The organism is Paenibacillus sp. 05T425 (assembly GCF_056396205.1).
The window spans coordinates 573,589-599,507 of the sequence record NZ_JBFTLA010000002.1; the positions used below are offsets into that span (position 1 = coordinate 573,589).

The window sequence follows — 25,919 nt, forward strand, 5'->3', positions numbered from 1 at the left end:
GATGCATGAAGCTGATTCTTTAGTACCGCTGACATGGGCGGATATGCTCCATCTTGCCCCTGAATTATCGTTATCCGCCTTATTCGTTATGATCGTGCTGCTGGATCTCCTTCTGCCGAAGCGGATGAATCGGATATGGATTGGAGGCTGGCTGACGTTAGGCTCGCTGCTTCTATCGCTGGGGCTTGTGATTTGGCAGCTGCTTGATCGCAATAGCGGAGGGGACGCAGCGGCGGAGACGATTGAGCTGCTTGCGAACAGCTACCGCATAGACGACTTTAGCAGTCTGCTCAAGCTTGTGTTTCTAGCGGGTGCTGCGCTTATCGTGCTGCTCGCTATCGGCTCTACTAAGGACGACGACGCGATTACGGATCGGGCGGAATATTTTTACTTGCTGCTGCCTGCGGTCGTAGGCGCGATGGCGATGGCCTCTTCCGGCAATCTTATTTCCCTGTATATTGGACTTGAACTGTTGAGCATTACGAGTTATATATTGGTTGCCATGCGGAAAAAGTCGTCCAAATCGGCAGAGGCGGCTTTCAAATATCTCGTAACGGGAGGCATCTCGTCTGCTTTCATTTTGTTCGGAATGTCTTATTTGTACGGGGTAACGGGATCGGTCGATCTGGGACAGATAGGTGCGGCGATTCCAGAGGCGATAGAAGACTTCAAGGCGCTGCTGTATGTAGGCTTCTTCTTCATCCTTGCAGGCTTCGGGTTGAAAATCGCGACAGCGCCGTTCCACGCATGGGCGCCGGATGTCTATCAAGGGGCGCCGACGCCAGTGGCCGCTTTCCTCGCTGTCGTCTCCAAAGGTGCGGCGTTGGCCGCAGTCTTCCGCATCATGTATAATACGGCTTACTTTGCGACGACGGGGCTTGATGCGTATATAACGAAGGACGTATTTTTTGCGCTGCTTGTGCTGGCGGCTGCCGGTATGCTTGTAGGCACAACGGCGGCGCTGCGCCAGAAGCAGGTGAAGCGGCTGCTTGCTTTGTCCGGCGTAGCCAATGCCGGATATTTGCTCGTGCCGATCGGCCTCTCGATTACCATCGTACATAGCAGTAACTTCTCCGAATTTATCTATTACTTGATCGCGTATCTGTTCATGACGGTCGGCGCCTTCGCCGTGTTGACGGCAGTAAGCCGTACCCCGGGCGAAGGAGAAATGAAAGATTTTGCTGGGATGTACTACCGTGCGCCGTGGACGGCTGCCGCGATGGTGGTGCTTTTGCTATCGTTGGCGGGACTGCCCATATCGGGCGGCTTCTTCGGCAAGCTGTTCATCCTGATCGGAGCAGCTAATGCAAAGGCTTATTGGCTCGTAGCGATAATGGTAGTGAGCAGCGTTATTTCCTACTACTTCTACTTTGGCTTCATCCGGCAAATGTTCATGCGCAGTTCGAGCGAGGAGGATGAGATCAAGGTGCCTGCAACTACGGGCATTGTGATCTGGTTATGCGTGGCGGCTACGCTGGCGCTAGGATTATTCCCTGGAGTGGTGATGGAAGGGATCGAGTCGGTTATTTCTTTGCAGGTGGATTTGCTGGTAATTAAATGATTACAAAAAAACAGAGGCTGCATTCCGGTTTTGGACCGGGCAGCCTCTGTTTTTTTCTTTAAATATTAGTGCTAATTGATTACTTAGTGCCTGCTAACAAGGAGAAGACAACCTGAGCGCTCTCTGCACGCGTTAACAGCGCTTTTGGGGCAAACTGATTGCCTTCACGTCCTTGGACTAGTCCAGCTTCTGAAGCTACGTCGATATATTTCAACGCCCATGCTGCAGCTTCGTCACGATCGATAAAGGTTGATTCAGCTTTTGCATTTAAGCTTTTGCCTGCTTTCAATTCGATTGTTTTAACTAGGATCGTAGCCATTTGCTCTCTGGTAATTTTTGCAGTAGGAGCAAACGTAGTGTTGTCCAATCCGTTAACGATTCCCGCTTGACTTGCCGCAGCCACCGCTTCTGCATACCAAGCGTCAGCGCTAACGTCTTCGAATTCAGTAGTTCCCGTAGCTTTAAGGTCGAGAGCTTTAACGATCATCGCTACGAATTCAGCTCGCGTTACGTTCTCTTGCGGAGCAAAACGATCTTCGGACACTCCTTGAATAATATGTTTGGCGGCCAGTGCTTTAATCGTGTTGTGCGCCCAATGCGATGCCGCTACGTCAGCAAAGATTTTATCGTATTCTAAAACGGCATATTTGCTGAAGTGGGGAATTTCAACGGTAATTTCACCGTCGATGACTTCACCCCCTACAAATTCGAGGTTGCCCTCATCGGAGATGAAGTACACACCAACCAGGTTTTTGTTCACGTCTCCGCTTACCTTAAAGCTAATCGTAATCGGTTCTTTGAATTGGCTTAAAGATACAGCTTTGCCGTCCTTCGTAATAACGGACAAAGAGAAGTCGTAAATGTCGCCTGCTGCTTTTAATCCTGCATTGTTTTTGTCTGCTGCATCTTTGAGAAGCCCTGGTGCAGAAGAATCGGAAACCTTATTGAAGGAGAAAGCGATTTGTGCGCCATCAAGCTGATCTGCCGTTAATAAGCCTTGCAACTCTTTTAGTACGCTTGTTGGGATATCGACGGTTATTTCTTTGCCTTCTAATTGAAGCTTATTGTCTCCAAGTAGAGTAGCGGCATTGACAGGCAGAATGACTTCTTCCTTTCCATCAGTCAAAGGAATCGTCACTTGACCTTCTTTGCCGGAAGACAAGCTATCGGCGCTAATGGACTGTTTGTTTTCTTCGGGCTTTGGCGTTTCAACTTCAGGTACTTCGGTGTTCGGCTCGGGTGTTTGTGAAGGGAGCGTTGTGTCTCCGGATGAGATTGAAACGTTTTTAAAATCGACAACGTTTTTGCTGTCGATAAAATGTAATTGCTTCTGATATTCCTCGGCTAAATAAGAAACAACATCGCCGTATCTTAATTCAACAGAGTAGTTATGGCCAGCTTTCGGAAGCTTAATCTCATTTCCTTCACTTAGGTCGGATAGGGAAAGCAAGTAAGTATGACCTTCGATTAGCGGTTGTTMGAAAGTCAATAGCAGCCGACCCATGTCGTCTTGCGGGCCGTCACCGTCAATCCAATAATAGCTCGGATTGATAGCAGAAGCGTATACGCTTTCGGATATGGTTGTGTCTGTTAGAAGGAAGTCTGATGCCAGGGTGGTATCGGGGTTATACACTGTGTCAATACTCGTTACGGATCTGGGGAGAAGTATTTCAATTGAATTATGCCCACTGCGTTCAGGAGTGAACGAAACGAGCTTTTGACCGCTTTTTAGGAATCGGTTCTTCAATAGTCCGTTGAAAAATTGTTGACCCTGTATACGGTAAGCGTCCAAATATACATCTGGATCATAGTAATAAGTATATCTGCCTTCAGTCGTTAAATTTATATCATATGTAGTTTCGTTCTCTGTTAGTTTAATAGTTGTAGGCTGTTGTTCTCCCACATATGCACTGTAAGAAACGGAATAATAACGAGTGTTATTGTCATCGTAACTTTCGTAAAAAGAATTTGTTTCTGGAATCATTTGTTCTTCGATCGCTTCTGATTCGTTGAATAATTCAATACTCACCGCGTCCGGATCTGAAGTGTAAATTTCGCCATGGAGCATTCCGGTCTCAGCATTGTAATAGAATCCAATACTAGTAGCGGCATATGCAAGAACGGGTAACAATGATGATAATAATAATAGCGATATTAGTGATGCACTGAGCTTGCGTCGAAAGCTTTTTTTCAAGTCTTCTCCTCCTTGATTCCTAGTTATTTACAAATACTTTTCTACTATATCAACCTTAGGACAATTTTACCAGTCCTATTCAACATTTTGATAAAAATCCTATTTATTCAATTCTTCCACTAAATCAGTATATAGCTGTTGATGAGGTACTTTAGCGATTGCAAGCTCGAGCTGTTGTTTGGCTGATTCAAAATATTTCCTGTCTTTAGTCGCATTTCCCTTTCTAATATATACTTTTGCAGATTCGTATAAGATTGAATGCGACCACGGAATTGAATGTTCAGCCTTCGAAAGGTGGCTCACTGCTGTTACAAATTGCTCGTTCTTTGCAGCCCTTATGCCTTGATTCATCCAATTGTAGGCTGTTCCCATCCATATAAAAAAGATAATGACAAGGGCGGTAACCATACTTAATGCTGAAAGTTTAAAGGCTCCCATCTTCAGTATTATGGGAGTCCTTGAGGACATGGGTATTATAAGACAAATGAGCATGGCGAAGACTACTGGGAAGTTAAGATCGAAATCGAAACCGGCATGCAGTAACATGACAGACACAATGAGCAGTGTTTCTTTCTTGTAGAAGCCTTCTCCCTCTTTTTGCGTTCGTACTTCGACAATTGCTTTTTTATAGAAAACAATAAGTATTGTCAACCAGATTATGAGGCCGATTATACCTATGTCTAGTGCTACCTGGACAAAGTGATTATGTATGTATTTCACAAAATAAGGCTGCGATTGGTACAAATGTTGCAGACCCGCCCAGCCGCCCCCGCCTGAACCGCCCCAAAAGTAATCGGTAAACATGGAGAGGCTGTCTTTCCAATAGGTTAACCTGATTTGAAATTCCGGCGTGCTTGCCTGGATACTGGAGACGCGACCTAAAAAAAACAATATATCTTGTTTAATGGCCATTGCGAGTAACAATCCAGCCGCATGGCTTGCCGTAACGTACAACAGCGTCGACAAAGCTCGCATTCGCGGGATAAAAACAATGGCGGCGATAATGGATAGCAACCACAAAATCCAAACGGAACGAGAGAACGTTAATAACAGGCCGGTAGCAGTTATTGTCATCGTAAATAGGTGGATTTTGGACTGGGATTTAGAGAAGGAGAACATACTTAGCAGCAAGTTTACAAGCAGGATGATAGCCAAAGTATTTGCGTAATACAGAAGTGATTCCAGCCGTCCGTTGCGCTCCATATGGAATAATAAGCCCACAACAACGAGCATAAGGCCAAGGAAGTTCCAACTGGAATATAACTTCGATAAGTRCTGTGCGGAGAGATTCATAACAAGTAAGGATAACGGGATGAGGCTAGTTACTCTCGACGCTTCAAGGAGAGCCGCTTCCAAATCGACCGCATACAAGCAAGCGATCCAGTAGCATGCGACATAGAGAATAACCCCAATGTGCAGCCAATTTATCAAGAGTGATTTTTGAAGCAAGAGTACAAGCAGGAAGGCAAGTAAAAGAAATGCGTTCATGAATAATAAGGATGTCTCAAAAAAATACCCGTTAAAGATAAAGCCGAAAACAAAATACATTAGAATAACGGCATAAGAAACGGAATTAGTCATATTGGTCTCCATAATCAAATTTTCTAAATTGAAAGAAGATATGCAAAGAAATAAGCGCCTCGCAACTTAAGCGAAACGCCTTGTTCTCTTGATGAGCCGTACAACTTACGGAAAATGGTTGACTTGCTTATAATGACTCTGCAATATCACCGGATGCCTGCTTACGGGATGAATTTCGGTTTCGATCGATTACTTTCGCAATGGACCTTCCCAGCTTGTTGCTCGGCAGCTCCACGAATTTGTACGTGAAGTGGGCGACAGGAAGGCTTACGATCGGAACGAGAATGAAAGCCGCTTCAATCGGTATAATTTTGCCCAGCAAAATGGTGATCATCATCATAACCGGAATATGAACCAAATACAGGCTGAACGAAATTTTACCGAGCCATGTTAAAGGCTTTATGGAAAGGAAGGCATTTAGGCGGTCCGAAGAAAGAACGGCCGCGAACAGCAGCAGGATGCCGGCAATGGTTATAACGTCCGTTATTTTCTGATCTTTCACTTGGAAGACGACAACCATCCAGCGGCAATTGATCAATACGAGCGAGACTGCCACAAGAATAGCCGTATAAATGGTTTTCAGTCTAGGCAGTTTATTCCGATATTTAGATAGCAGCGCTCCTAGTATGAAGCAGGTGCAGTAATACATGCTCCATCTAACGGCTTTTACCATAATTAATAGACGACCTTCATCCAGAACGGCGGCCCAGTTATCCAACGCCAAATAGACAAGCACATTTAAGCCTAGCGACAGGATGGCGGCGCTGAGGAAATTGAATCTCCTTATTATTAGAAGGAAGAGCGGTAAAATTAACGATATTCTCATCTCATGGAACAACGTCCACACGACTCCGTTCACATTCGTCGTATCGTAGTTCTCCATCAGAAAGTAAGAGGCGATCGCTTTAAGGGTAACGGGATGATTCCAACGGTTATCGTAGGAGGCGCTTAATCCTTGAATATCTTTGTGTTCCAAAAAGATGGTTAATAGCAGCGCCGATACTAGCATAAGAACGATGTAAGGAATGTATATGCGGCAGAATCGTCTTATCGCATACGCTCCGTAGGACTGGGTTTTGCCCTCGAAAAAGGGAATTGCAAGGACAAAGCCGCTTAACACAAAAAATAATAGAACGGCTTCCCTGCCTGCCCAGAGGGTATGCAAAGGCGTGATTGTGAAATATTTGAGAAAATCGTTGTCGAAACGATTGAAATTGGCTTGTTCAAAAACGGTGAAAGCAATTAAACAGTGGAAAATAACAACGATCATTGAAGCAATTCCTCGAAGCGAGTCGAGCGATTCTATGCGATTATTATTGCTCAAACCTTCTTCCTCCTCTAATCACGGTGTGCGGTTAATGGCGCTAATTAATGATAACACAAGGCTAGGGGCTTGGATATTGTAAAGAACTTCATAGGTCTTTTGGACCGTTGTCGGTCATCTGCAAGGGATTTAACGGTTTGGAATCGAATATGTTCTATGTAGTAACCCTTATATGTAGAAACCCCGTATCGTTGATCAAGGATGCTGCTTCAGTATGCCAAATAGATGCGGCCAATATGATAAAAAGGCAGAATATGATGATATTACCAAATGGACGAACGTTGAAGCAATTAGCGACAATCAGATATAAAGCGGTGCGCGCTTATGCGCGAAGATCGCTGCTAGCGCTGCTGCTTGCTAGCGTCGCCTTCGGGGGCATAGCCCCCGCAGGGCTCGCTCGCCATGCGGCGGCAGCGCCGCTGGAGGCAGCGCCGCTGGAGGCAGCGCCGCTGGAGGCAGCGCCGCAATCCGCGGCCGACGGCGACGCTGTCGCCGCTGAAGAGCAGCCGCAGAGCTGGCTGCTCAAGTGGAGCGACCCCGCGCTGGCGCATGAGCTGCGCGGGACAGAGGTGCTCCGCCGCCAAAGCGAGGCGGCGGTCGATGTCGTGCGTCCCGCCGGCGACAGCGGCGAGGACGTGCAAGCTTGGCTCGCCCGGCTGCTAAGCGAGCCGGGCGTCGAATATGTGCACCCGAACAGCCGGGTGCACGCTCTTGCGCTGCCGGAGGCGTCGCAGACGCCGGCGCCGGGCAGCGGCAATGAAGGCGCGGATACGAAAGCCTCATCCGCGCCCTCCAGCCCCCCCTTGTTCACCGGGCAAAAAGTGACGGTGAACGACCCTGAATACGCACAGCAGCCTTACTTGGCTCAGATCGGCGCAGTTAAAGCGTGGGAGACAATGCGCGAGCAGACGAAGCTTACGATAGCGATCGTGGATACGGGCGTCGATCTTGATCATCCCGACCTAATCAATAACTTAGTGCCCGGCGTCAATCTGGTCGATCCGAAGCTTCCGCCCAACGACGACAACGGCCACGGCACCAGCGTGGCCGGCGTTATTGCGGCCGAGAGCAATAACGGCAAAGGCGTAGCGGGCATAATATGGAAGGCGAAGATTATGCCTATCAAGGCGCTCGATAATCGCGGAGACGGGACGGAAGAGGAGCTTGGCGACGCGATCTTGTATGCAATCAAAAGCGGCGCTCGGATTGTCGTCCTGTCGGTTGGTCTGCACCGCTACTCGCCTTACATGCTCGATATCGTAGAGTATGCCGAGTCCAAAGGCGTGCTGCTCGTAGCAGCGGCAGGCAATGACGGCGTTTCGTATGGCGCAATGGCGGCTGTCAAATATCCTGCCGCCTACCCGACCGTAATCGCAGTTGGCGGCATCAAACCGAATGGAACAGTTGACGCACGCTCTAATCCGGGACCCGAGCTTGATATTATGGCCCCATGGAACGTGTTCACGACGGGCATAGGCGGGCTCTACAAGCGGGAAGAGGGCACCTCGATGGCGGCGCCGCAAGTAGCTGCGGCTGCAGGTCTTATTTGGGCTCAAAATCCAGATTTGAAGCCTTACCAAGTAAGGGCTCTTCTGCGGCAGACGGCCAAGGATATCGGTACTGCAGGCGTCGACAGCAAGTCGGGTTATGGCTTGCTGCAGATCGATAAAGCGGTTAACGCGAATGTCGTAATGGATATATACGAACCGAATGACACGAGCAAGACGGCGAAGCGATTCCAGCTAGGCACGAGCATCACCGCCTCGCTTGATAACGGTGAAGACCAAGACTGGTACCGAATTGACATGCCGAGTGATGGAACGCTAAAGATCGATTACAAAGGTATGGTTGATGCGGGCAAAGCGGTGCAGCCTGTACGGATTTATCAATATTTTAACGGTCAGCAGCAGATGATCTACGATACGAAGCTGGCAAGCACTTCGATCGATATCGATGTGAAGAAGGGCGCGCATCTCATTCGAGTTGAGTTGATGAATAAATATAGTACTTTAGATTTACCGTATATGCTGACTTCCTCTTTTATAATAAAACAGGATGCTTACGAGTCGAACGATAAATCTTATGAAGCCTATACGCTTCAACCTCGGACACAAACCGTCGTTGGCAACTTTCATCAAACCGCTGATCGCGACTGGTATGTTGTATCTTTTACGCAAGGCGGTAAACTAAAGATTGTATTAAGCACGGATACAGCAAGAATTGATCCGGGCCTCGCTATACAGCGCGCAGGTGATCAGTTGCTCTTGTATGATGATGAGGGTGAAGGGAAAACGGAGCAGTCTCCTGTCATAACCGTCGCTCCAGGGAAATATTATATTCGTGTCCACAATGCAATCTCATCCGAAGCAAGTCCTGTCATAGGTACATATACGCTGAAGCTGGAATATACGCCTAAGTACGAAGATCCGAATGAACCAAACGACAAATCGTATGAGTCATTTATGGTAAATCCGGGTACGGATTATCTAGGTGTAATAGGCAGCAAAACCGATTTGGATTGGTTTCAATTTCGTGTGAGCAAGGCTAGCGTCGTATCGATGGCCGTCTCAAGCGTTCCGTCCTCAATAAATTTGAAGCTGGAAGCCTACGATAAGCGGATGTCGCGTCTAACAACGTCTTCAACCGGGCAGAGCGGTTCTCTGCAGACATCGGAGCTCATACTTGAGCCGGGCATTTATTATGTGAAGCTATCTGCAGGCGCTCCGTCAGACAGCCAATATTATCGTTTCAAAATCAAGTCGGAGGCGCTGGTCGGAGGCTTCCGCGATATTTCAAATCATTGGGCTCAAAAAGAAATAACCGCGTTAAGTCAGCTTGGCATCATAAACGGAACAGGCAATTATCGCTTCGAGCCGAAGCGGGCGATCACCCGCGCTGAGGCGGCAGCAATGGTTGTGAAGGCTTATAAGCCGAGCGGGAGCATTAACAACGGCCAGAAGCGATTCAAGGACGTTACAGCCTCGCACTGGGCCTATGACGAAATAGCCAAAGCGGTACAGCAGGGCTGGATAAAAGGCTTCCCCGATGGAAGCTTTAAGCCGGATCAGCCGATAACGCGCGTAGAAATGGCTATTATTATCGGTTATGCGGACGGTGTGCAGCCGAGAATCCCGCTCGCTGCTCCGTTCGCGGATGTGAGCAGAGCGCACTGGGCAGCACCCATGCTGATCGCGCTTAAGGGGAACGGTGCAATCAAAGGGATAGAGAATAACCAATTCAAACCAAAGCAGCAAGCGAGCAGGGCCGAATATTCGGTACTTCTGTATCATTTGCTGAGCAACTAAGCCGATTAAGAGATCGAGGGATGAAGCGAAGGGGTAGCTATGGAAAATTATGATGTATTCGATGAGGCGCAGCGGATGACCGGCATTACCGGGTTATTCTCTATTATTGTTGTTCTGATCAGCATTATGTTGGTGTGGACGCTGCTGCAGGAGGTAAAGTGGGAAACGTTCTTCAAGCATCCCCGCAATGCAAAGGCAAGGATGTTTCAAGTGGTTGTTGCGGTTATTTTGGGACACTTGTTCGCCAAGTTTATTTTGGAATATTGGAGCTTCACAACGATGCTTCGCAGCTTTGTCGAATAACAGTCGCGAAAGATGTCAACAATGGGTATTAAATGACGATAAGATAAGTTGGGGAGCACGAAGCACAAGCAGATCCCAACGTGAAAATGGATTACTTTTTTTGGTAAAGCAGGATAGGCAGGCAAGGCGAAAATCCGATCTAGGACCAAAGACGGATAAGAATAAAATGGAAGTAATTTAGCGCTTGTCGATTCATGTAGATGAATGATAAGATGAAGTTTAGTTGTAGTGAGAAATTCCATTATATGCTCGTAGAGGGTATAGAAATTGCAGTTCGCGGAGGGAACCATAAGATGACCAAAATTATCGTCCGCGGAGGTCAGCGTTTGAAGGGAACGGTCCGCGTTAGCGGTGCAAAAAATGCCGTGCTTCCCATTCTAGCGGCCTCATTATTGGCGACAGAAGGAGACAGCGTCATCTATGACGTACCCCTCCTCGATGACGTTATGACGATTCAGAAGGTGCTTGCTTCATTGGGCGCACAATTAACTTATAATAATGAAATGATGCGCATATCAGCGCCAGCTATTACTTCAATCGAGGCACCTTACGAGCTCATTCGTAAAATGCGTGCATCGTTCCTTGTCATGGGACCGCTTCTTGCCCGCGTAGGCAAAGTGCGTATCTCGCTGCCAGGCGGCTGTGCGATTGGAACTCGTCCGATCGATCAGCATTTGAAGGGCTTTGAGGCGATGGGAGCGGAGATTACGCTCGGTCATGGCTTCATTGAAGCAAGCACGCCGACCCGTCTTAAGGGTGCGAAGATTTACCTCGACGTTGCCAGCGTGGGCGCAACGGAGAATATTATGATGGCAGCCGCACTAGCGGTTGGAACGACCACCATTGAAAATGCAGCCAAAGAACCGGAAATCGTCGACTTGGCTAATTATATTAACGCCATGGGCGGCAAGGTGCGCGGTGCCGGCACCGGTCTAATCCGTATTGAAGGCGTGGATAAAATGCACGGCGCAGCGCATAATGTTATCCCTGACCGCGTTGAAGCGGGCACGTACATGATTGCAGCAGCGATAACTGGCGGCGACGTATTCGTGGAAGGCGCAATTGCCGATCATTTGACGCCGGTCATCTCCAAGCTCGAAGAGATGGGCGTCGAGATTACCGAGAGCGACAATGGCATTCGCGTTCGCGCAGGTGCGGAGTTGAAATCGGTCGATGTAAAAACTTTGCCGCATCCAGGCTTTCCAACCGATATGCAATCGCCTATGATGGCACTGCTTCTCGTTTCGGAAGGTACGAGCGTGGTGACGGAGACCGTATTCGAGAACCGTTTCATGCACGTTGAAGAATTCCAGAAGATGAACGCTCAGATCAAAGTAGACGGGCGTACCGCTATTGTAAGCGGCGGATTGCCGCTTAAAGGCGCGAAGGTATGTGCGACTGACTTACGCGCGGGAGCGGCGCTTATCTGCGCGGCGCTTCGCGCTGAAGGCGAGACAGAGCTTACGGGACTGCATCATGTGGACCGCGGGTACGTCGATATTACAGGCAAGCTAGCCGCACTGGGCGCTACGATCTTCCGCGTAGAATCGGAGAACGAGCAATCAGCTCCTGCACCGGTTGCAGTCGCTGCAAGAGCGACTGCGGTTGTTGCTACGTCAGCTGTATCGGAGCATGAACAGGCTGCGAGCTACAAGCGGGAGAAAGAGGTTGCCGTACTTAAGGTTCAGCCGACTTGGGCTTAAGCGTTTTGAGTCGAACCAACTAAACGTAATTGAATCAAAATAAAGCGAGGACATCTTGTCCGTTATGAGGAAGCAATAAACCTCTGGCGGGCAAGATGTCCTCTTTTTTTAAACGTGTAAATAATCGAACGTCATTGTATACGAACGGTGGTTATAGAAGAGGCAGAGAGGTTTCGGTAATGTGGAGATCCGCGGAGCGGGTCTCCTAGTTGGTGTGCGAAGGGTATCATGACATCTAGTTGCTCCCCATCGATGCAAAAGCAGGTTTTTGGTCGCAGTGCGGACCATAAAGTCCCTTATTGCGATTTTCTCCTCCGTTTCTTCTTATTACGGACTCAGCGGACCCTATCTGAGACAATCAGCATGAGTTTGTTAAGAAAGGGAACCGATAGGGTCTCCTCGGTCCGCAACCATGCAATAGGATTGGAATGTGGCCTAATAGTGTCGCCAGGGTCCTTAACGGATCACGGCCAAGTTTCACTCTTATCCTTATGCCTATATTTCTCCGCGAAACGAAAGCTTATGCTGACAAAGACGGCACAGAAACGAGCGGTGCAAAGAAGCAGCTAACGATTCATGCGTAGCGAAAGCTTTTTACGCTTGTTTATGCGCCGATAAAGGATAACTGTCTCATGCGGCTTGTTCATTTCCCGTTCATCTTCGTTTGCTATAGTCTATTCGATCAAGTCTGATGGAGGGTGGCGTAAAGCAAATGAAGAAGTGGACGATTTGGCTAGGCATCGTTATCATTCTTGCCGCGGCCGGAGCGGGAGCGTATTACTATTATTTTGCGAAGGACAAGGAAGCGGCGGGAGAAGATCCTGTAGCCCAGACGGTTACGGCGACCAAGGGCTCGATCGTGAATCAAATTAGCGGGACAGGTTCGGTTGCCGCGAATTCTCGCGAAACGCTGACCGCCGGCAAGAGCGGAACGATCGCCGAGGTGCATGTGAAAAAAGGCGATAAAGTAAAGGCGGGCCAAACGCTCGTAACGTTCGAGGATTCGGACGACTATGAAGATCAGATCGAAACGATCGAGAAAAATAAGGAAAAGCTGCAGGATACGATTGAAGGGTATCAAGAAGATTATAAAGCAGCAATCGGTACGGAAGACGAAGAGGAAACGAAGAAAAAAATACAAAAAAGCATCGAGGACACCAACTCGGAATTGGCAGATCTGAATGACGATCTGCAAGACATTTATGAAGAACAGAACGAGCAGGTGAAGACGGTAACAGCAACGATCGAAGGCGAGATTACGGAATTCGATATTGAAGCTGGAGACGAGGTTCAAGCGAATACGACGATAGCAACCATCGTTGACTATACGAAGCTGGAGTTTGTTACATCAGTCGATGAGCTCGACATTCCGTCGCTTAAGGTAGGCCAAGCGGTTGATATTACGCTTAGCTCGATTGCCGACCGTACGATTGATGCGACTGTGTCGGAGATTGCGCGCGAAGGCTCGTCCAGCAACGGCTCATCCTCCTTCGAGGTGAGCATCCTTCTGAACGATATTGAAGGGGTTATGGCAGGCATGTCGGGTGAAGCCGCGATTACGATTGAGTCCAAAGAAGATATTGTTCTCGTGCCGGTAAATGCGGTTGTTGAGATGGGCGGCAAATCATTCGTTCGCATACCGTCGACTGGCGATGGCGCAGCCGCGGCTGGCGGTGGACAGACGGGGGGAGGACGCGGACAAGGAGATTGGTCAGGCGAAGGCGGGCCAATGGGTGAAGGCGGCGGTCAACCTCCAGAAGGCGGAGCGTCCCCTGGAGGCGAAGGCGGTCAAGCGCCGGCAAGCGGCGATACGCAGGGTGAAGCGACGAAGGGCACGACTGATGCTGAAGCACCGGCAGGCGATGGAGCGGCTTCCGGCGGCGGACAAAGCACGTCAGGTGATAGTGGCGCGACTGCAGGAACAGGTCAACGGCCAAGCGGCGGCGGACAAGGCATGACGGGCGGTGCTGGCGGAACTGGGGGAACCGGAGGCGGCGCGGGATCAAGCGAACGTCAAAATATGCGCCAAGCGATGATGGAAACGTTGACGCTCGGCGGACAACTTGTCGAAGTGACGACGGGTCTTAGCAACGAAAACTTCGTTGAAATTGTATCGGGAGTCAATGAAGGTGACAGCGTGCTTATCCCTGTTGCTTCCGGAACGGCTGGCATGGGTGGCGGTCAGCAAGAAACGAATGTTCAGATGCAAGGCTTCCCGGGAGGCGGCTTCGGCGGTGGAGGCTTCCAAATGCAAATGGGCGGCGGCGGTGGAACCGTACGCAGCAGTGCTGGCGGCGGTGGCATGCGATGAGCGGAAACGATCATGGCAGCATACCACTAATCGAGATGGAAGGCGTAACGAAGTATTATATGATGGCACGGGAGAAAACGACTGTTCTGCACAACGTCTCGCTCAGGGTCGAGCATGGCGAGTTTCTAGCAATCGTCGGTCCGTCGGGGTCAGGCAAATCGACTCTTATGAACATCATCGGGTGTCTAGATACGCCAAGCGAAGGAAGCTACAAGCTGGAAGGCTCAGAGATGAACGGCCAAAGCGACAATAAGCTGACCGTGATGAGAAACAAAAAAATCGGATTTATTTTTCAAGGCTATCATTTGCTTCCGAAGCTGACGGCGCTGGAAAACTGCGAGCTGCCCCTCATCTATCGCGGGTTGTCAGGCAAGGTACGCAAGCAGCTGGCCAAGGAAGCGCTCGAGAGAGTCGGTCTTGGCAACCGTCTGCATCATCGGCAGAGCGAGCTGTCCGGCGGACAGCAGCAGCGGGTTGCAATCGCGCGTGCGTTAGCGACTAATCCGCCTATGCTGCTTGCCGATGAGCCGACTGGCGCGCTCGATTCCAAGACGGGCATGGAAGTGTTGAACATGATGGAGGAGCTGAACCAAGCGGGCCAGACGATCGTCCTTATCACGCATGATATGGAGGTAGCCCAGCGGGCCAGACGTACAGTCGTCATCCGGGACGGGGTGTTGACGGAGCTCGGAAGGAGGAATGACGATGAAGCTTACGCAAGGCTTGTTAATGGCCGTGAAGAGCGTCTTATCGAACAAGCTTAGAACGATACTTTCGATGCTCGGGATATTGATCGGCGTTGCGACGGTCATTGCGCTTGTGGCGATGGGCAAGGCGTCATCCAACGAGGTAGCCGAGCAGGTGTCATCACTCGGCAGCCCGAACTCGCTGTCGGCTACCATTACAGGACGCGGGACGGTAACATCGCTAACGGTCGATGAAGCGAACGAGCTTGGAGATGTCATGAACATCGAAGGCGTTGCGCCTGTAACGAGCAGCAATGCGTATGCGAAGTACGGTAAGACGCAAGTATCGGTTAGCGTAGAGGGAATTACGCCCGCCTATGAGCAGGTTAAAGATTTTCCTGTGCAGGACGGCCGCTACATTGCATCGCCGGATATTAATAACGCGTCAAGAGTAGCGCTGATCGGCGTAGATACGGCGACCGACCTGTTCGAGGAAGAGGGCGAGAATCCGGCGGAGGCCGTTGGCAAAAAAATAACGATCAACGGCTACAACTTCACGATCGTCGGCTTGCTCGAATCGCAAGGCACGTCTATCGCGGGCTCTAACGACGAGAAAATACTGATTCCGATTACGACAGCGCAAAAAATATTTCAAACGAGCGGCGTCACGACGATCAATTTGCTTGTCACCGACACTGATCTCATGTCCGCGACCGTCACGGCAATCGAGGCGGTACTCTATGAGAAGTTCAGAGGCAACGAAAACGCGTACCGCGTCTTCAATCAAGAGGAAGCGATGGAGACATTGAACTCGGTTAACGAGACAATGAATAGGCAATTGATCTATGTCGCTATTATTTCCCTTATTGTTGGCGGCATAGGCATTATGAACATTATGCTAGTATCAGTCACCGAGCGGACGCGCGAGATTGGCATACGCAAGTCGCTTGGCGCCAAGAAGCGCGATATTCTGTTTCAGTTTCTCGTAGAAGCTGTCTGCATAAGCGGTTTGGGAGGCGCCCTTGGAATTGGGCTTGGCTACGTGGCTTCATTCGTCATCGGCCAGGTTATGCATACGGAAACGGAAGTGCCGGGCGATACGGTACTGCTGTCCTTCGCGTTCTCCGCCCTCGTCGGCGTTATATTCGGCTATTTGCCCGCGAATAAGGCAGCTGGCTTAAAGCCGGTCGACGCCCTTCGCTACGATTAGGAGACAAGAGGTTCTACCCTATTATTCGTTCTCATAGAATGAACCATCAGGGTCGATTTAAGAGAGCGGCATAAGCGATAGGATCAATAACGCCAGCATGCTCGCTCTCACCGGCCTAGGTGGAAGGAGAGCGCATGAGCCCAAAGATAAGAACACAACTGGTCGTATCGTTGTTGCGCCGGCAATCGGTCAAGCGATGGTTAGCTCTATTCGGTATTGGAGCTATGTTGGGAGCTTCTATTCTGCTGATTAAGCTATCGCTGAATGAGCTTCGTGCGGCGTCCGCCGCAGGTTACGCTGATACCGGTCTGGCCGAATTTCAACAATCATCAATCAAGGAACAGGCGGCAAGTCGTATCACGGAGACAGCCGCCCAACTGCAGCGGCGCACCAATGAGAATGAGGCAGCTGCGCGGAAGAATGAGCCAAACGGAAAAAATGATGATATCGGCAAGGAACAGAACGTTTCAGACCAAGTAGATGTAACGTCTGCCGCTCCGCAAACGTCAAGCGAGCTGGATGATTTGATCATTCATATCTATCTGACGAAAGAGAAGCGCATCGAGAACGTGCCGCTCGAAACGTACGTACGCGGCGTTGTCGCGGCAGAGATGCCTATCGATTTCGAGATAGAGGCGCTTAAGGCGCAGGCGATTGCCGCCAGAACGTATATAGTCAGACGGCTGATACAAGGACAAGGCGATGATACCGATATGTCCCTGCATGGCGCGGACGTAACCGATACGGTACAGCATCAAGTGTATACGCCGCTGGCGAAGCTGGAGGGGCAATGGGCGAAGACGGAGCGCAAGGCGAATATGGCCAAGCTTGGCAAAGTCATTGATGAGACGAGAGGTCTGGTCATTACGTATGAGGGAGAACCGATAGAAGCGGCTTTTTTTTCAACGAGCAACGGCTATACGGAAAACTCGGAAGACTATTGGACACAGCCGATTCCTTATTTGCGCAGTGTGGAAAGTCCGTGGGACAAGGCGATCTCGCCTAAATATAAAGAGACGGTGAAGCTTAAGCTAACCGAGTTTCATAAGAAGCTGGGCGTTAAGAGAAAAGGGTTCGCGAAGTCATCCATTCGCGTCATAGAGCGAACGGAAGGCAATCGCATTAGCAAGATTCGTATAGGCGATAAAGTGTTTACCGGCCGCGAGGTAAGAGAGAAGCTAGAGCTGGCTTCCTCGCAATTCACGTGGAGCGTTAAGGGAGATTCCATTACGGTTACGACCTATGGCTACGGACACGGTGTCGGCATGAGCCAATGGGGCGCGAACGGCATGGCTCGGGAAGGGGCGGACGTGGCCGCTATCCTCGGCCACTACTACTCTAGTACGACAGTCGAACAAGCTTCCAAGCTATCGGCGCAATTGGCCCAAAGGTCATAGTCTATAATCTTTCAAAAATTAGTATTCACCTCACGTATAAACCTAGCAGTTCTGGCAACAATGGCTAGTGAGGTGATATAAAAATGAATGAACAAAATCAGAACAAACCGAAGCAAAGACCAGAAGAAACTCCCAAAAACGCTCTGGGAGGAACGTCTGCCGCCAAGTCTAGCAGTGGATGGAGAAGCCTATTCGCTAAGAGATGGGTATCCCCAGCGCTCTTCATGGCCGCGGCAGCAATTATCGTAACCTTACTTTGGATCTATCAGGGAGCGGACACGAACACAGACAAAGCAGTTACATCCGATCCTACTGAAGAGACTCAAGGTGACGGTCAAACAAACGCAGGCGAAGAAGGCGCATTGCCTGTTATCGCGGGCAACGAATCGATGGAATGGCCGGTTAACACGGAAACACTTACTGTGAAGACGCCGTTCTACGATGACAAGCTTCCGGCAACGGAGCAAGAGGACGCGATTGTAGAGATCGAGGACAACAAATTCGTACTCAGCACAGGTATGGACTTCGTTGATCCGACAGGCAAGACGTTCGATGTAGCGGCAGCGCTCTCGGGTACAGTAACGAAGGTGTATCAGCATCCGAAAAACGGTCTGACGGTAGAGATCTCGCACGGCGAAGAGCTGTCGACGGTTTACCAAAGCGTATCGGAAGTAGCGGTTAAAGTAGGCGACGAGGTGCAGCAAGGCACGGTTATTGCAAAAGCGGGCCGCAACGATCTCCAACGCGATCTCGGCATCCACCTTCATTATGAAACGCTCGTGAACGGCGATCCGGTTAATCCGAATGATTTCATCAAAGAGCAGTAAACCGTTAGAAGCGGCGTAAATACTACGCTTGCTATGCACAGGCAGGGGACATTCCCCTGCCTGTTTCTGTTTTTATTTAAAAATTATTGGCAATCGGGCTTGTCACGCTTGGCCATAACGAATATATACCCGCTCGACTCATATAATGTACCAAACTATCTCGAGTAGGGAGGCGGGAACGTGCACGATTACATCAAAGAGCGAACCATTAAAATAGGCCGCTGCATCGTTGAAACGAAGCATACGGTGCGAACGATCGCCAAAGAGTTCGGTGTGTCCAAGAGTACGGTGCATAAGGATTTGACCGAACGACTGCCGGAAATCAACCCCGACCTGGCAGACCAGGTTAAGCACATTCTCGAGTATCACAAATCGATTAGGCATTTAAGAGGAGGCGAAGCGACCAAAATCAAATACAAAAAAACGAGTTCCAAGAAGCGTGAAGTCATTGCCGCGGGCAAGGTGTAATCAAATAAAAGATTAGTCGACACGCGCTGACACAGCATGAAAATTTTTCATCGATTTGTAGAGGAATTTCGACCTTTTTGGCGAATAATGTACACTAGCGGTTTCTCTGTCAAGAGGGACTAAACGTACGTTATGTAAACATTATTCGTTGGGGGACTTAAGCCTTATGCTGAGCAAGGATATCGGGATTGATCTTGGAACAGCCAATGTTTCGATTCATGTAAAAGGAAGAGGCGTTGTGCTCGATGAGCCGTCTGTCGTTGCAATTGAGAGCGACACGAAGCGCGTGCTTGCCGTAGGCGAGGAGGCGCACCGTATGGTGGGCCGTACTCCGGGCAACATCATTGCGATTCGTCCGCTAAGAGATGGCGTAATCGCAGACTTTGAAATTACGGAAATTATGCTGAAAGCGTTTATTGACCGTGTAGAAGGCCGCAAGTGGTTCAGCCGTCCTCGCATTCTAATCTGCGCGCCAACGAATATTACGTCGGTAGAGCAGAAGGCGATTCGCGAGGCGGCGGAGCGCAGCGGCGCGAAGGAAGTTTTTTTGGAAGAAGAGCCGAAGGCTGCCGCTATTGGGGCTGGAATGGACATATTCCAGCCTAGCGGCAATATGGTCGTGGACATTGGCGGGGGTACGACGGATGTAGCCGTTCTTTCTATGGGCGACGTCGTTACCGCCTCTTCGATTAAAGTCGCAGGGGACAAGTTCGACGACGCAATCATGAAATATATTAAGAGCAAGTACAAGCTTCTGATCGGCGAGAGAACGAGCGAGGATATTAAGATTAAGATTGGCACGGTATTCGAGGACGGACGCCGCGACGAGATCGATATTCGCGGACGCGACATGGTGTCGGGTCTGCCGCTTACGGTTACGATCCGCTCGAACGAGGTTCGCGAAGCGCTATGGGATCCGGTGATGTCGATCGTATCGGCAGCCAAGTCGGTACTGGAGCGTACGCCGCCGGAATTGTCCGCCGATATTATCGACCGAGGCGTCATTCTGACAGGCGGCGGCGCGTTATTGGACGGGCTCGATGCTCTGCTCGCAGAGGAACTGAAGGTACCGGTGCTGATCGCTGAGGATCCGATGCATTGCGTCGTGAAGGGTACGGGTATTCTGCTCGATCACTTGGACAAGCTCGGTAAAAAATAAGGCTGGTTAGCGGCATTTGAATCGTTTGCGCGGGTAGGGAGCCATAGGGGGGCGAGCCGAGGCCCAAATGAGTCAAAGGTCGCATAGACATGCTATTCAGCCTGCCTTGCTTTCAACCGATAATATATAGAGGTACTGGGAATGAAAGCCACGAGGAGGTTACAATCGTGTTAAGAGGACTATATACCGCAGCTGCCGGCATGATTGCACAGCAACGCAGACATGATACGGTAACGAATAATATATCGAATATCAATACACCGGGCTACAAGCAGACGAATTCGGTGTCGCGCGCATTTCCTGAGATGCTCTTGTCGCTTACAGGCGTTGAGCCGAAGGATCAAATGAAGATCGGCAAGTTAACGAGCGGCGTATTCGCGGAGGAGAGCTTATCGATTCATCTGCAAGGCGACCTGACGCAGACGAATAACGCATCTGACTTCGCTCTTATCTCGAATATCGATGTGCCTGGACTCGTGTTCGATGAATCAGGCAAGTCGGTTAGCGAAGACGGCCAAGTGACGTTCCAGCCGCAAGCGTTCTTCACCGTTCAGAACGCGAATGGAGAAGTGCGCTATACGCGCGGAGGCAAGTTCACATTGACGGAAGACGGCTTCCTCATGACGACCGATGGCTCTAGCGTACTTGGAGCGAACGGTCAGCCTATCGAATTTCCGGTCGGGACAAGCCTTGAGAATCTGATGTTGACCGACGATCAGCGGTTCTTAGATCCCGCAGGCATTGAGCGGGGGCAGCTCCTCATCACGCGCGTAGATAATCCGAACGAGCTTGTGCGCGACGGCAACGGCAACTTCCGCTTCGAAGGCGAAGACGGCAATGCCCGCGCAATCGATGCAGGCGAGAGAATCGAAGTAAGACAAGGCTACGTCGAACGCTCCAACGTAGACGCCGCGCAAGCTTCGGTCGATCTGATGGCTGCGCTTCGGGCTTATGAAGCAAATCAGAAGGTTATTCAATTTTACGATCAAAGCTTAGGCAAAGCGGTAACAGAGATTGGCCGCGTCTAACCGATAACGAGATTGCGTCAGGAGGCTATGCATGAACGGTTCAATGATTAATGCGATGGTGTCGATGAACGGGCTGCAGCAGAAGCTCGACTTGCTCGCCGATAATATAGCGAACGCGAATACGGTAGGCTATAAGAAGAAGGAAGCGACGTTCGAGGATTTGCTCACGAACGTGAGAAGACAGCCGGAAGCGTTCAATCAGCCGGGCAGGCTGTCGCCGATGAACTTCAACCAAGGCTGGGGTTCGCATATGACGATGGTGCAGCCGAATTTGTCGCAAGGACCGGTTAAAGCGACGGATAAAGAGACTGACCTTGCCATTGAAGGAAATGCCCTATTCGAGGTCGAAGTCGATGCGGCAGGCAACCGTGCGTACACGCGCAACGGCGCCTTCCAGTTGACGCCTAACGCAAACGGTGATACCATACTGGCAACGGAAGACGGATACCCTGTAGTCGGAAGAGTCAGGGATCAGACGGGTGCTCTCGTAGACGGGCAGATCGTCGTACCGCAGGGCTACAGCCTGCGCGTCAATCCGGATGGCACTGTGCTTGGCGTTTCGTCCGAGCAGACGATCGAGCTTGGCAGCGTGAAGCTGCTGCAAGCGACACGTCCTGCAGCGTTGACGGCGGTGGCGGACAATCTGTTCATTATTGCTGATGGAATCAACCAAGGAGACGTCGTTCAGCTTATCGTGCCTGGCAGCGATAATGGCGTTACTGTTAACCAAGGTTATTTGGAGCAATCCAATGTCGAAATGACGGATGAGATTACGGAGCTTATTAGTGTACAGCGCGCTTACCAGTTGGCCGCGCGTGCTCTCTCGTCCAGTGATACGATGATGGGGCTTGCTAACAGTTTGCGCGCATAAGGATAGGATGATGGTGAATGAGTATGGCCGATGAGCGAGTCGAGAATAGCAATAGGGGCGAAGGAGAAGATCCCCCAAAGCGAGACGGCTCGAAGACGAAGGCTAAAGCTAAGAAGCAGCGTTCCAAAGGTGCGAATATCGCTTTATGGATTTTGCGCAAGAGCATCGTGCCAGTCATTATGGTCATTATGCTCATTGCAGGCCTGTACGCCGGTTATGTCGTACTTGGCAAGCAGCCGGAGGATGAAGTATTCAGTTGGTCGACTTGGCAGCATCTATACGATTTGGTGTTTGCCGATTCGTAAGGGTGTACGACGCATTTGCTCGTACGAATAAGCATATGAGATCATGCTCTTGCAGGAGCGACTGCTGAGCGTGATCTTTTTTTGTGTGTGGAATTTTAGGGGAAGGCGGTATGGTGGAGAAGATGAACCAATCTCGTGCAAAATGGTACTGGGGCGCTGTCGCTGTCGTATTCATAGTAGGCGCTTTTCTGCGCTTCGACTTTGTCGCATCGTCGACGCATAGCATGAAAAACCATGATACGAAGTATTACAATCTAATGGTTCAACAATTGTTGGAGAAAGGCGTCTACGCCTATAAGGAAGAACAGCCGAATGCGAAGGTGACGCCGGGTTTCCCGCTCTTCCTAGCGGGGATCTATAAAGCGGTTGACTATAAGCAGCATGATCCTTTTCCTTATGTCAGATACATACAAGTTATCTTAAGTCTTGCTACGATGGCGTTGCTGTTCCAACTTGCCTATCGGCAGCTAGGGAGAGCGCAAGCGCTCATCGCTTTGCTGCTGGCGGCGGTCTATCCGCCATTCGTTTATGCGAACGGAGCGATACTAACCGAGGTGCTGGCGACGTTCCTGCTCGCGTTGTACGTTACGCTGCAGCTGCGCTCCTATGAGAAGCTGTCGCTTCCATGGGCGCTAGCGGCAGGTGCTGCGCTCGGAGCGCTCGTGCTTACGCGTCCGGAATTTCTGCCAGTTGCGCTGCTGTTCGTTGTATTCTACGGCTGGAAACTGAAGCAAAGCCGTAAGAAGGTATTGACCGTCTTCGGTGTGACGATGCTCGTATTCGCCGTGCTGATGAGTCCATGGTGGATTCGCAATATGGTGACGTTCGATAAGTTCATTTTGCTGTCCACGATGGAGAATCCGTTGTACGCCGGCACGTTCGAATACAAGAACTATGAGAATACGATTGTTCCGATTCATGCGAAGGCGGAAGATTCACAGACGGAGGTCGCTAAGGAGCGCATTATATACGGCTTCAAACATTATCCGCTGACCTTCCTTGGTTGGTATACAGTAGGCAAGCTAGTCTATCTGTACGGCCCGGTCTATACGGGAACGGGACATGATCCATGGTATACGATTATACCGATGAACGGCTTGCCGTTGCACTTCGTCATTATGCTGCTCGCGGCGTTTGGTACGATCTATGCGCTGCTGCGGTATAAACGTTCGCAGCCGCTGCTGATCTTCATCGCGCTGTTGGTCGTCTCGATGACCGCGCTGAGACTTATCTACGTCGCGGAGGCGAGGTATACGTTCACCTTGATCCCGCTCATCCTGTTGCTGACGGCAGACACCGGGAAACGGCTCTACGACTGGTTCGTTCTGAAATATAGCAAACGGAGTAAAGCGTCCGCTTCAATTGATGCATAGCTTAACCTTAACAACAAAGCCCTTTCAGCTTCCGTGACCGGAAGTGAAAGGGCTTTGTTCATTTAGAGGCTTCTATTTAACGCTAACGCGTATGGTAATCGTTTTGCCGCCAAAGCTTGCTTTGATCGTCGATGTACCTTTGCTTACCGCTGTAATCTTGCCGTCGTTTACTGTAGCTACGCTTGGCTTGGAGCTCGTCCATATCGCGCTGGCCGTTGCATTGACCGGGCTTCCCGTTGTGTAGTTCGCCGTTAACGTTATAGCGAACGCTGCGCCAGGGCTGAGCGATACCGTCTTGGACGACACCGAGAGCGACTTCAGCTTAGGGGTAACGACTAGGGCGATCTCAACCTTCTTGCCTTGGTAAGACCCGGATACTTTGCCGCTGCCGACTGCTATTGCTTTAACGGAACTGCCGTTAACGGATGCGATTGTATCGGGATTGACCTCCCAGTTCATTTTGGAACCGAGTGAGATTTTTTTGCCGTCTTTGTAATACCCGGTTACTTTAATCGACTTCGAGCGTCCCGGATTGAGCGCGAGAGAGGTAGGCTCTACGACGAGCTTCACGATCTCCTCTTCAATTCGAACTTTTACGGTAATCGTTTTGTTCAAGTATGTGCCAGTCAGTGAAACGGTGGAAGCCTCAAGACCTTTAACGGTCTCGGCCTTCAATACGATATTATCGGACGTTGTCTTCCACTTGATGGACTTCGTTACGTCCTCTTCTTCGCCGTCTTCATTAACGACGGTTACGCTTGGCAATGCCGTTTCCTTGCCGATAATAACGCTCATTTCCTTCGCGCTTGCAATGAGTTTAAGCGGTTTGACGTGCACCGTCAGCTTGGCTTCTACTTTATATCCTTGCACAGTACCCGTCAGTACAGCCTCACCGATTGCGACTGCTGTCCATTTGCCGTCCTTAATCGTAGCGATTTCCTCATCGGAGGAGGTCCACTGTACAAGTTTGCTGACGTCGGTTTGCGTGCCGTCGAAGATCGTAGCTGTTACTTTTGGTAGCTCGGCGCTGTCGGAGACGAAACCGTCAATTTCCTTTGACTCCGTCTTCACCGCATTGATGCTGGCATATACGGTTACTTCGATGCTGCGGCTTACCCCTTTGTGGGATGCCGTGATTTTCGTTGTGCCAACGCCTTTAGGTGTAACAACACCGTTTTCAACGGTAGCAACGATTACGTTGGACGATGTCCATGTAGCTTCAGTGGTTACGGGTATAGGTTCGTTCTGGTTCGTCAGCACCTCTGCTTTAATTGAAAGAGGAGCGTCTTGCAAGAACATATGATATTCCTTCTCGGGAGTCAGTTTGATCGATTGATAAGCTGCTCGAACAACGACTTCGATGGAAGTGGTTACGCCGAGATACGAGACGGTGATCGTCGTTTTGCCCGCGCCAACTGGCGTAATGGAGCCTTTATCAACGGTTGCGACAGCTGTGCTGGAGCTCGTCCACTTAGCCTTATCCGTTACAGGATCTTTTTCAAGCGTGTTCTTGTCTGTTACTGTAGCTGTCAGCTTCGTATCATCGGTCCCGATTTCAAGCTCAAGAAGACCGGATTTGTTAAGCTCGATCGACTTGTAAGGGGAGGAGACGGTCAGTACGACCGAATCGCTTTTTCCTTTGTACTTCGCGGTAATCGTCGTCGATCCTGTGCCGACTAGCGTAATTGTGCCGTCAACGACGGTTGCGGCTGCCGTGTTAGAAGAGGACCAAGTGGCTTCGGATGAAATATTTATGCCATCGTCGTTGCCTTTAGTTCCTTCGAGTCTGTAAATGAGCGTTTCGCCTAATTCAATTTCTTGCGTGGATGGAATATCGTTTTCGCCTTTGGAATCCTTAAGCGTTACTTCATCGTATACATAGTCAGAAGTTGCTTTGATGCTGACCGTATATCCGCTATAAGTTGCTGTAATCGTTGCCGTCCCTTTGCCGAGACCGGTAAGGACGCCGCTCTCAACCTTTACGATCGAGGCGCTTGACGACTTCCATGTTGCGCTTGAAGTGACATTCTTCTTCGTTGTGCTGCCGGAGACCGAAGCAAACAACGTGACGTTGATTTTATCCGACTCGACCTTTAGATCAAGGGAATTGGTGCTGCTATTGAAATCCGAGGCATCATAATCGAATTCGATTCCGGTTACGGTATCCTCCGCCGCATAAGCGATTCCTGTCATCGAGGTAGCAATAAGCATAAGTGCCAGAGTAGCGGCAAGCCATTTTCGCGCCTGCATGAACGACAAGTTCCATTGTAAACGTAAATTCACTGCATCCCGTTCCTTTCTGCTTCATTAATA

The 25,919-nt window shown here is 50.1% G+C and carries 19 protein-coding genes; 15 read left to right on the forward strand and 4 right to left on the reverse strand.

What is annotated here, in order from left to right; all coding sequences use genetic code 11:
* The first annotated feature begins 1 nt into the window (after position 1).
* Positions 2-1,561, forward strand: a complete 1,560-nt coding sequence (locus tag AC1DF0_RS06395; RefSeq protein ID WP_477573394.1) for an NADH-quinone oxidoreductase subunit N — start codon at positions 2-4, stop codon at positions 1,559-1,561.
* Positions 1,562-1,640: 79 nt separating this feature from the next.
* On the opposite strand, the gene AC1DF0_RS06400 is transcribed toward AC1DF0_RS06395, so the two are convergent.
* From AC1DF0_RS06400 to AC1DF0_RS06410, 3 genes are all read right to left on the reverse strand, one after another.
* Positions 1,641-3,755: an S-layer homology domain-containing protein gene (locus AC1DF0_RS06400; RefSeq protein ID WP_477573395.1), complete on the reverse strand. Its 2,115-nt coding sequence runs from the start codon at positions 3,753-3,755 to the stop codon at positions 1,641-1,643.
* Positions 3,756-3,854: 99 nt separating this feature from the next.
* On the reverse strand, positions 3,855-5,336 hold the full coding sequence (locus tag AC1DF0_RS06405) for an O-antigen ligase family protein (protein ID WP_477573396.1): 1,482 nt from the start codon (positions 5,334-5,336) through the stop codon (positions 3,855-3,857).
* A 127-nt stretch (positions 5,337-5,463) separates the two neighbouring features.
* Complete coding sequence (locus tag AC1DF0_RS06410; protein WP_477573397.1) at positions 5,464-6,660, reverse strand: acyltransferase family protein; 1,197 nt, start codon at positions 6,658-6,660, stop codon at positions 5,464-5,466.
* Between the two features lie 254 nt (positions 6,661-6,914).
* On the opposite strand from AC1DF0_RS06410, the gene AC1DF0_RS06415 reads away from it, so the two are divergent.
* The 14 genes from AC1DF0_RS06415 (at position 6,915) to AC1DF0_RS06480 (ending at position 23,606) form a co-directional block, all read left to right on the forward strand.
* Positions 6,915-9,965, forward strand: a complete 3,051-nt coding sequence (locus AC1DF0_RS06415) for a S8 family serine peptidase (protein ID WP_477573398.1) — start codon at positions 6,915-6,917, stop codon at positions 9,963-9,965.
* A 39-nt stretch (positions 9,966-10,004) separates the two neighbouring features.
* Positions 10,005-10,268, forward strand: coding sequence for a DUF1146 domain-containing protein (locus tag AC1DF0_RS06420; RefSeq protein WP_442049484.1), 264 nt, complete (start codon positions 10,005-10,007; stop codon positions 10,266-10,268).
* A 293-nt stretch (positions 10,269-10,561) separates the two neighbouring features.
* On the forward strand, positions 10,562-11,971 hold the full coding sequence (murA, locus tag AC1DF0_RS06425) for a UDP-N-acetylglucosamine 1-carboxyvinyltransferase (RefSeq protein ID WP_477573399.1): 1,410 nt from the start codon (positions 10,562-10,564) through the stop codon (positions 11,969-11,971).
* Between the two features lie 712 nt (positions 11,972-12,683).
* A complete protein-coding gene (locus AC1DF0_RS06430) occupies positions 12,684-14,282 on the forward strand; it encodes an efflux RND transporter periplasmic adaptor subunit (RefSeq protein ID WP_442049482.1) in 1,599 nt (532 codons plus the stop codon).
* A complete protein-coding gene (locus AC1DF0_RS06435) occupies positions 14,279-15,046 on the forward strand; it encodes an ABC transporter ATP-binding protein (protein WP_477573400.1) in 768 nt (255 codons plus the stop codon). Before AC1DF0_RS06430 ends, AC1DF0_RS06435 begins: the two co-directional genes overlap by 4 nt.
* Entirely contained in the window at positions 14,988-16,178 is a 1,191-nt protein-coding gene (locus AC1DF0_RS06440; RefSeq protein WP_442049480.1) for an ABC transporter permease, read from the forward strand. Before AC1DF0_RS06435 ends, AC1DF0_RS06440 begins: the two co-directional genes overlap by 59 nt.
* A 134-nt stretch (positions 16,179-16,312) precedes the next feature.
* A complete protein-coding gene (gene spoIID, locus AC1DF0_RS06445; RefSeq protein WP_477573401.1) occupies positions 16,313-17,575 on the forward strand; it encodes a stage II sporulation protein D in 1,263 nt (420 codons plus the stop codon).
* An 83-nt stretch (positions 17,576-17,658) separates the two neighbouring features.
* Positions 17,659-18,402, forward strand: a complete 744-nt coding sequence (locus AC1DF0_RS06450) for a peptidoglycan DD-metalloendopeptidase family protein (protein ID WP_477573402.1) — start codon at positions 17,659-17,661, stop codon at positions 18,400-18,402.
* Positions 18,403-18,582: 180 nt separating this feature from the next.
* On the forward strand, positions 18,583-18,870 hold the full coding sequence (gene spoIIID / locus AC1DF0_RS06455) for a sporulation transcriptional regulator SpoIIID (RefSeq protein WP_307204834.1): 288 nt from the start codon (positions 18,583-18,585) through the stop codon (positions 18,868-18,870).
* A 166-nt stretch (positions 18,871-19,036) separates the two neighbouring features.
* Positions 19,037-20,029 carry a rod shape-determining protein MreB gene (gene mreB, locus AC1DF0_RS06460; protein ID WP_442049477.1) on the forward strand — a complete coding sequence of 331 codons (993 nt, stop codon included), beginning with the start codon at positions 19,037-19,039 and terminating at the stop codon, positions 20,027-20,029.
* Between the two features lie 167 nt (positions 20,030-20,196).
* On the forward strand, positions 20,197-21,057 hold the full coding sequence (locus AC1DF0_RS06465) for a flagellar hook-basal body protein (RefSeq protein ID WP_477573403.1): 861 nt from the start codon (positions 20,197-20,199) through the stop codon (positions 21,055-21,057).
* A 31-nt stretch (positions 21,058-21,088) separates the two neighbouring features.
* Positions 21,089-21,928 carry a flagellar hook-basal body protein gene (locus AC1DF0_RS06470; protein ID WP_442049475.1) on the forward strand — a complete coding sequence of 280 codons (840 nt, stop codon included), beginning with the start codon at positions 21,089-21,091 and terminating at the stop codon, positions 21,926-21,928.
* A 17-nt stretch (positions 21,929-21,945) separates the two neighbouring features.
* A complete protein-coding gene (locus AC1DF0_RS06475; RefSeq protein WP_442049474.1) occupies positions 21,946-22,233 on the forward strand; it encodes a DNA-directed RNA polymerase subunit beta in 288 nt (95 codons plus the stop codon).
* A 110-nt stretch (positions 22,234-22,343) separates the two neighbouring features.
* On the forward strand, positions 22,344-23,606 hold the full coding sequence (locus AC1DF0_RS06480) for a glycosyltransferase family 39 protein (protein WP_477573404.1): 1,263 nt from the start codon (positions 22,344-22,346) through the stop codon (positions 23,604-23,606).
* Between the two features lie 72 nt (positions 23,607-23,678).
* Here AC1DF0_RS06480 and AC1DF0_RS06485 read toward each other — a convergent pair whose 3' ends face one another.
* A complete protein-coding gene (locus tag AC1DF0_RS06485) occupies positions 23,679-25,889 on the reverse strand; it encodes an Ig-like domain-containing protein (protein WP_477573405.1) in 2,211 nt (736 codons plus the stop codon).
* Positions 25,890-25,919 lie beyond the last annotated feature (30 nt).

Bases quoted from the DNA above. Each gene is read 5' to 3' on its own strand.
- AC1DF0_RS06395 (WP_477573394.1), top strand. From the start codon at position 2: ATGCATGAAGCTGATTCTTTAGTACCGCTGACATGGGCGGATATGCTC.
- AC1DF0_RS06415 (WP_477573398.1), top strand. From the start codon at position 6,915: ATGATGATATTACCAAATGGACGAACGTTGAAGCAATTAGCGACAATC.
- AC1DF0_RS06420 (WP_442049484.1), top strand. From the start codon at position 10,005: ATGGAAAATTATGATGTATTCGATGAGGCGCAGCGGATGACCGGCATT.
- murA (WP_477573399.1), top strand. From the start codon at position 10,562: ATGACCAAAATTATCGTCCGCGGAGGTCAGCGTTTGAAGGGAACGGTC.
- AC1DF0_RS06430 (WP_442049482.1), top strand. From the start codon at position 12,684: ATGAAGAAGTGGACGATTTGGCTAGGCATCGTTATCATTCTTGCCGCG.
- AC1DF0_RS06435 (WP_477573400.1), top strand. From the start codon at position 14,279: ATGAGCGGAAACGATCATGGCAGCATACCACTAATCGAGATGGAAGGC.
- AC1DF0_RS06440 (WP_442049480.1), top strand. From the start codon at position 14,988: ATGAAGCTTACGCAAGGCTTGTTAATGGCCGTGAAGAGCGTCTTATCG.
- spoIID (WP_477573401.1), top strand. From the start codon at position 16,313: ATGAGCCCAAAGATAAGAACACAACTGGTCGTATCGTTGTTGCGCCGG.
- AC1DF0_RS06450 (WP_477573402.1), top strand. From the start codon at position 17,659: ATGAATGAACAAAATCAGAACAAACCGAAGCAAAGACCAGAAGAAACT.
- mreB (WP_442049477.1), top strand. From the start codon at position 19,037: ATGCTGAGCAAGGATATCGGGATTGATCTTGGAACAGCCAATGTTTCG.
- AC1DF0_RS06470 (WP_442049475.1), top strand. From the start codon at position 21,089: ATGAACGGTTCAATGATTAATGCGATGGTGTCGATGAACGGGCTGCAG.
- AC1DF0_RS06475 (WP_442049474.1), top strand. From the start codon at position 21,946: ATGAGTATGGCCGATGAGCGAGTCGAGAATAGCAATAGGGGCGAAGGA.
- AC1DF0_RS06480 (WP_477573404.1), top strand. From the start codon at position 22,344: ATGGTGGAGAAGATGAACCAATCTCGTGCAAAATGGTACTGGGGCGCT.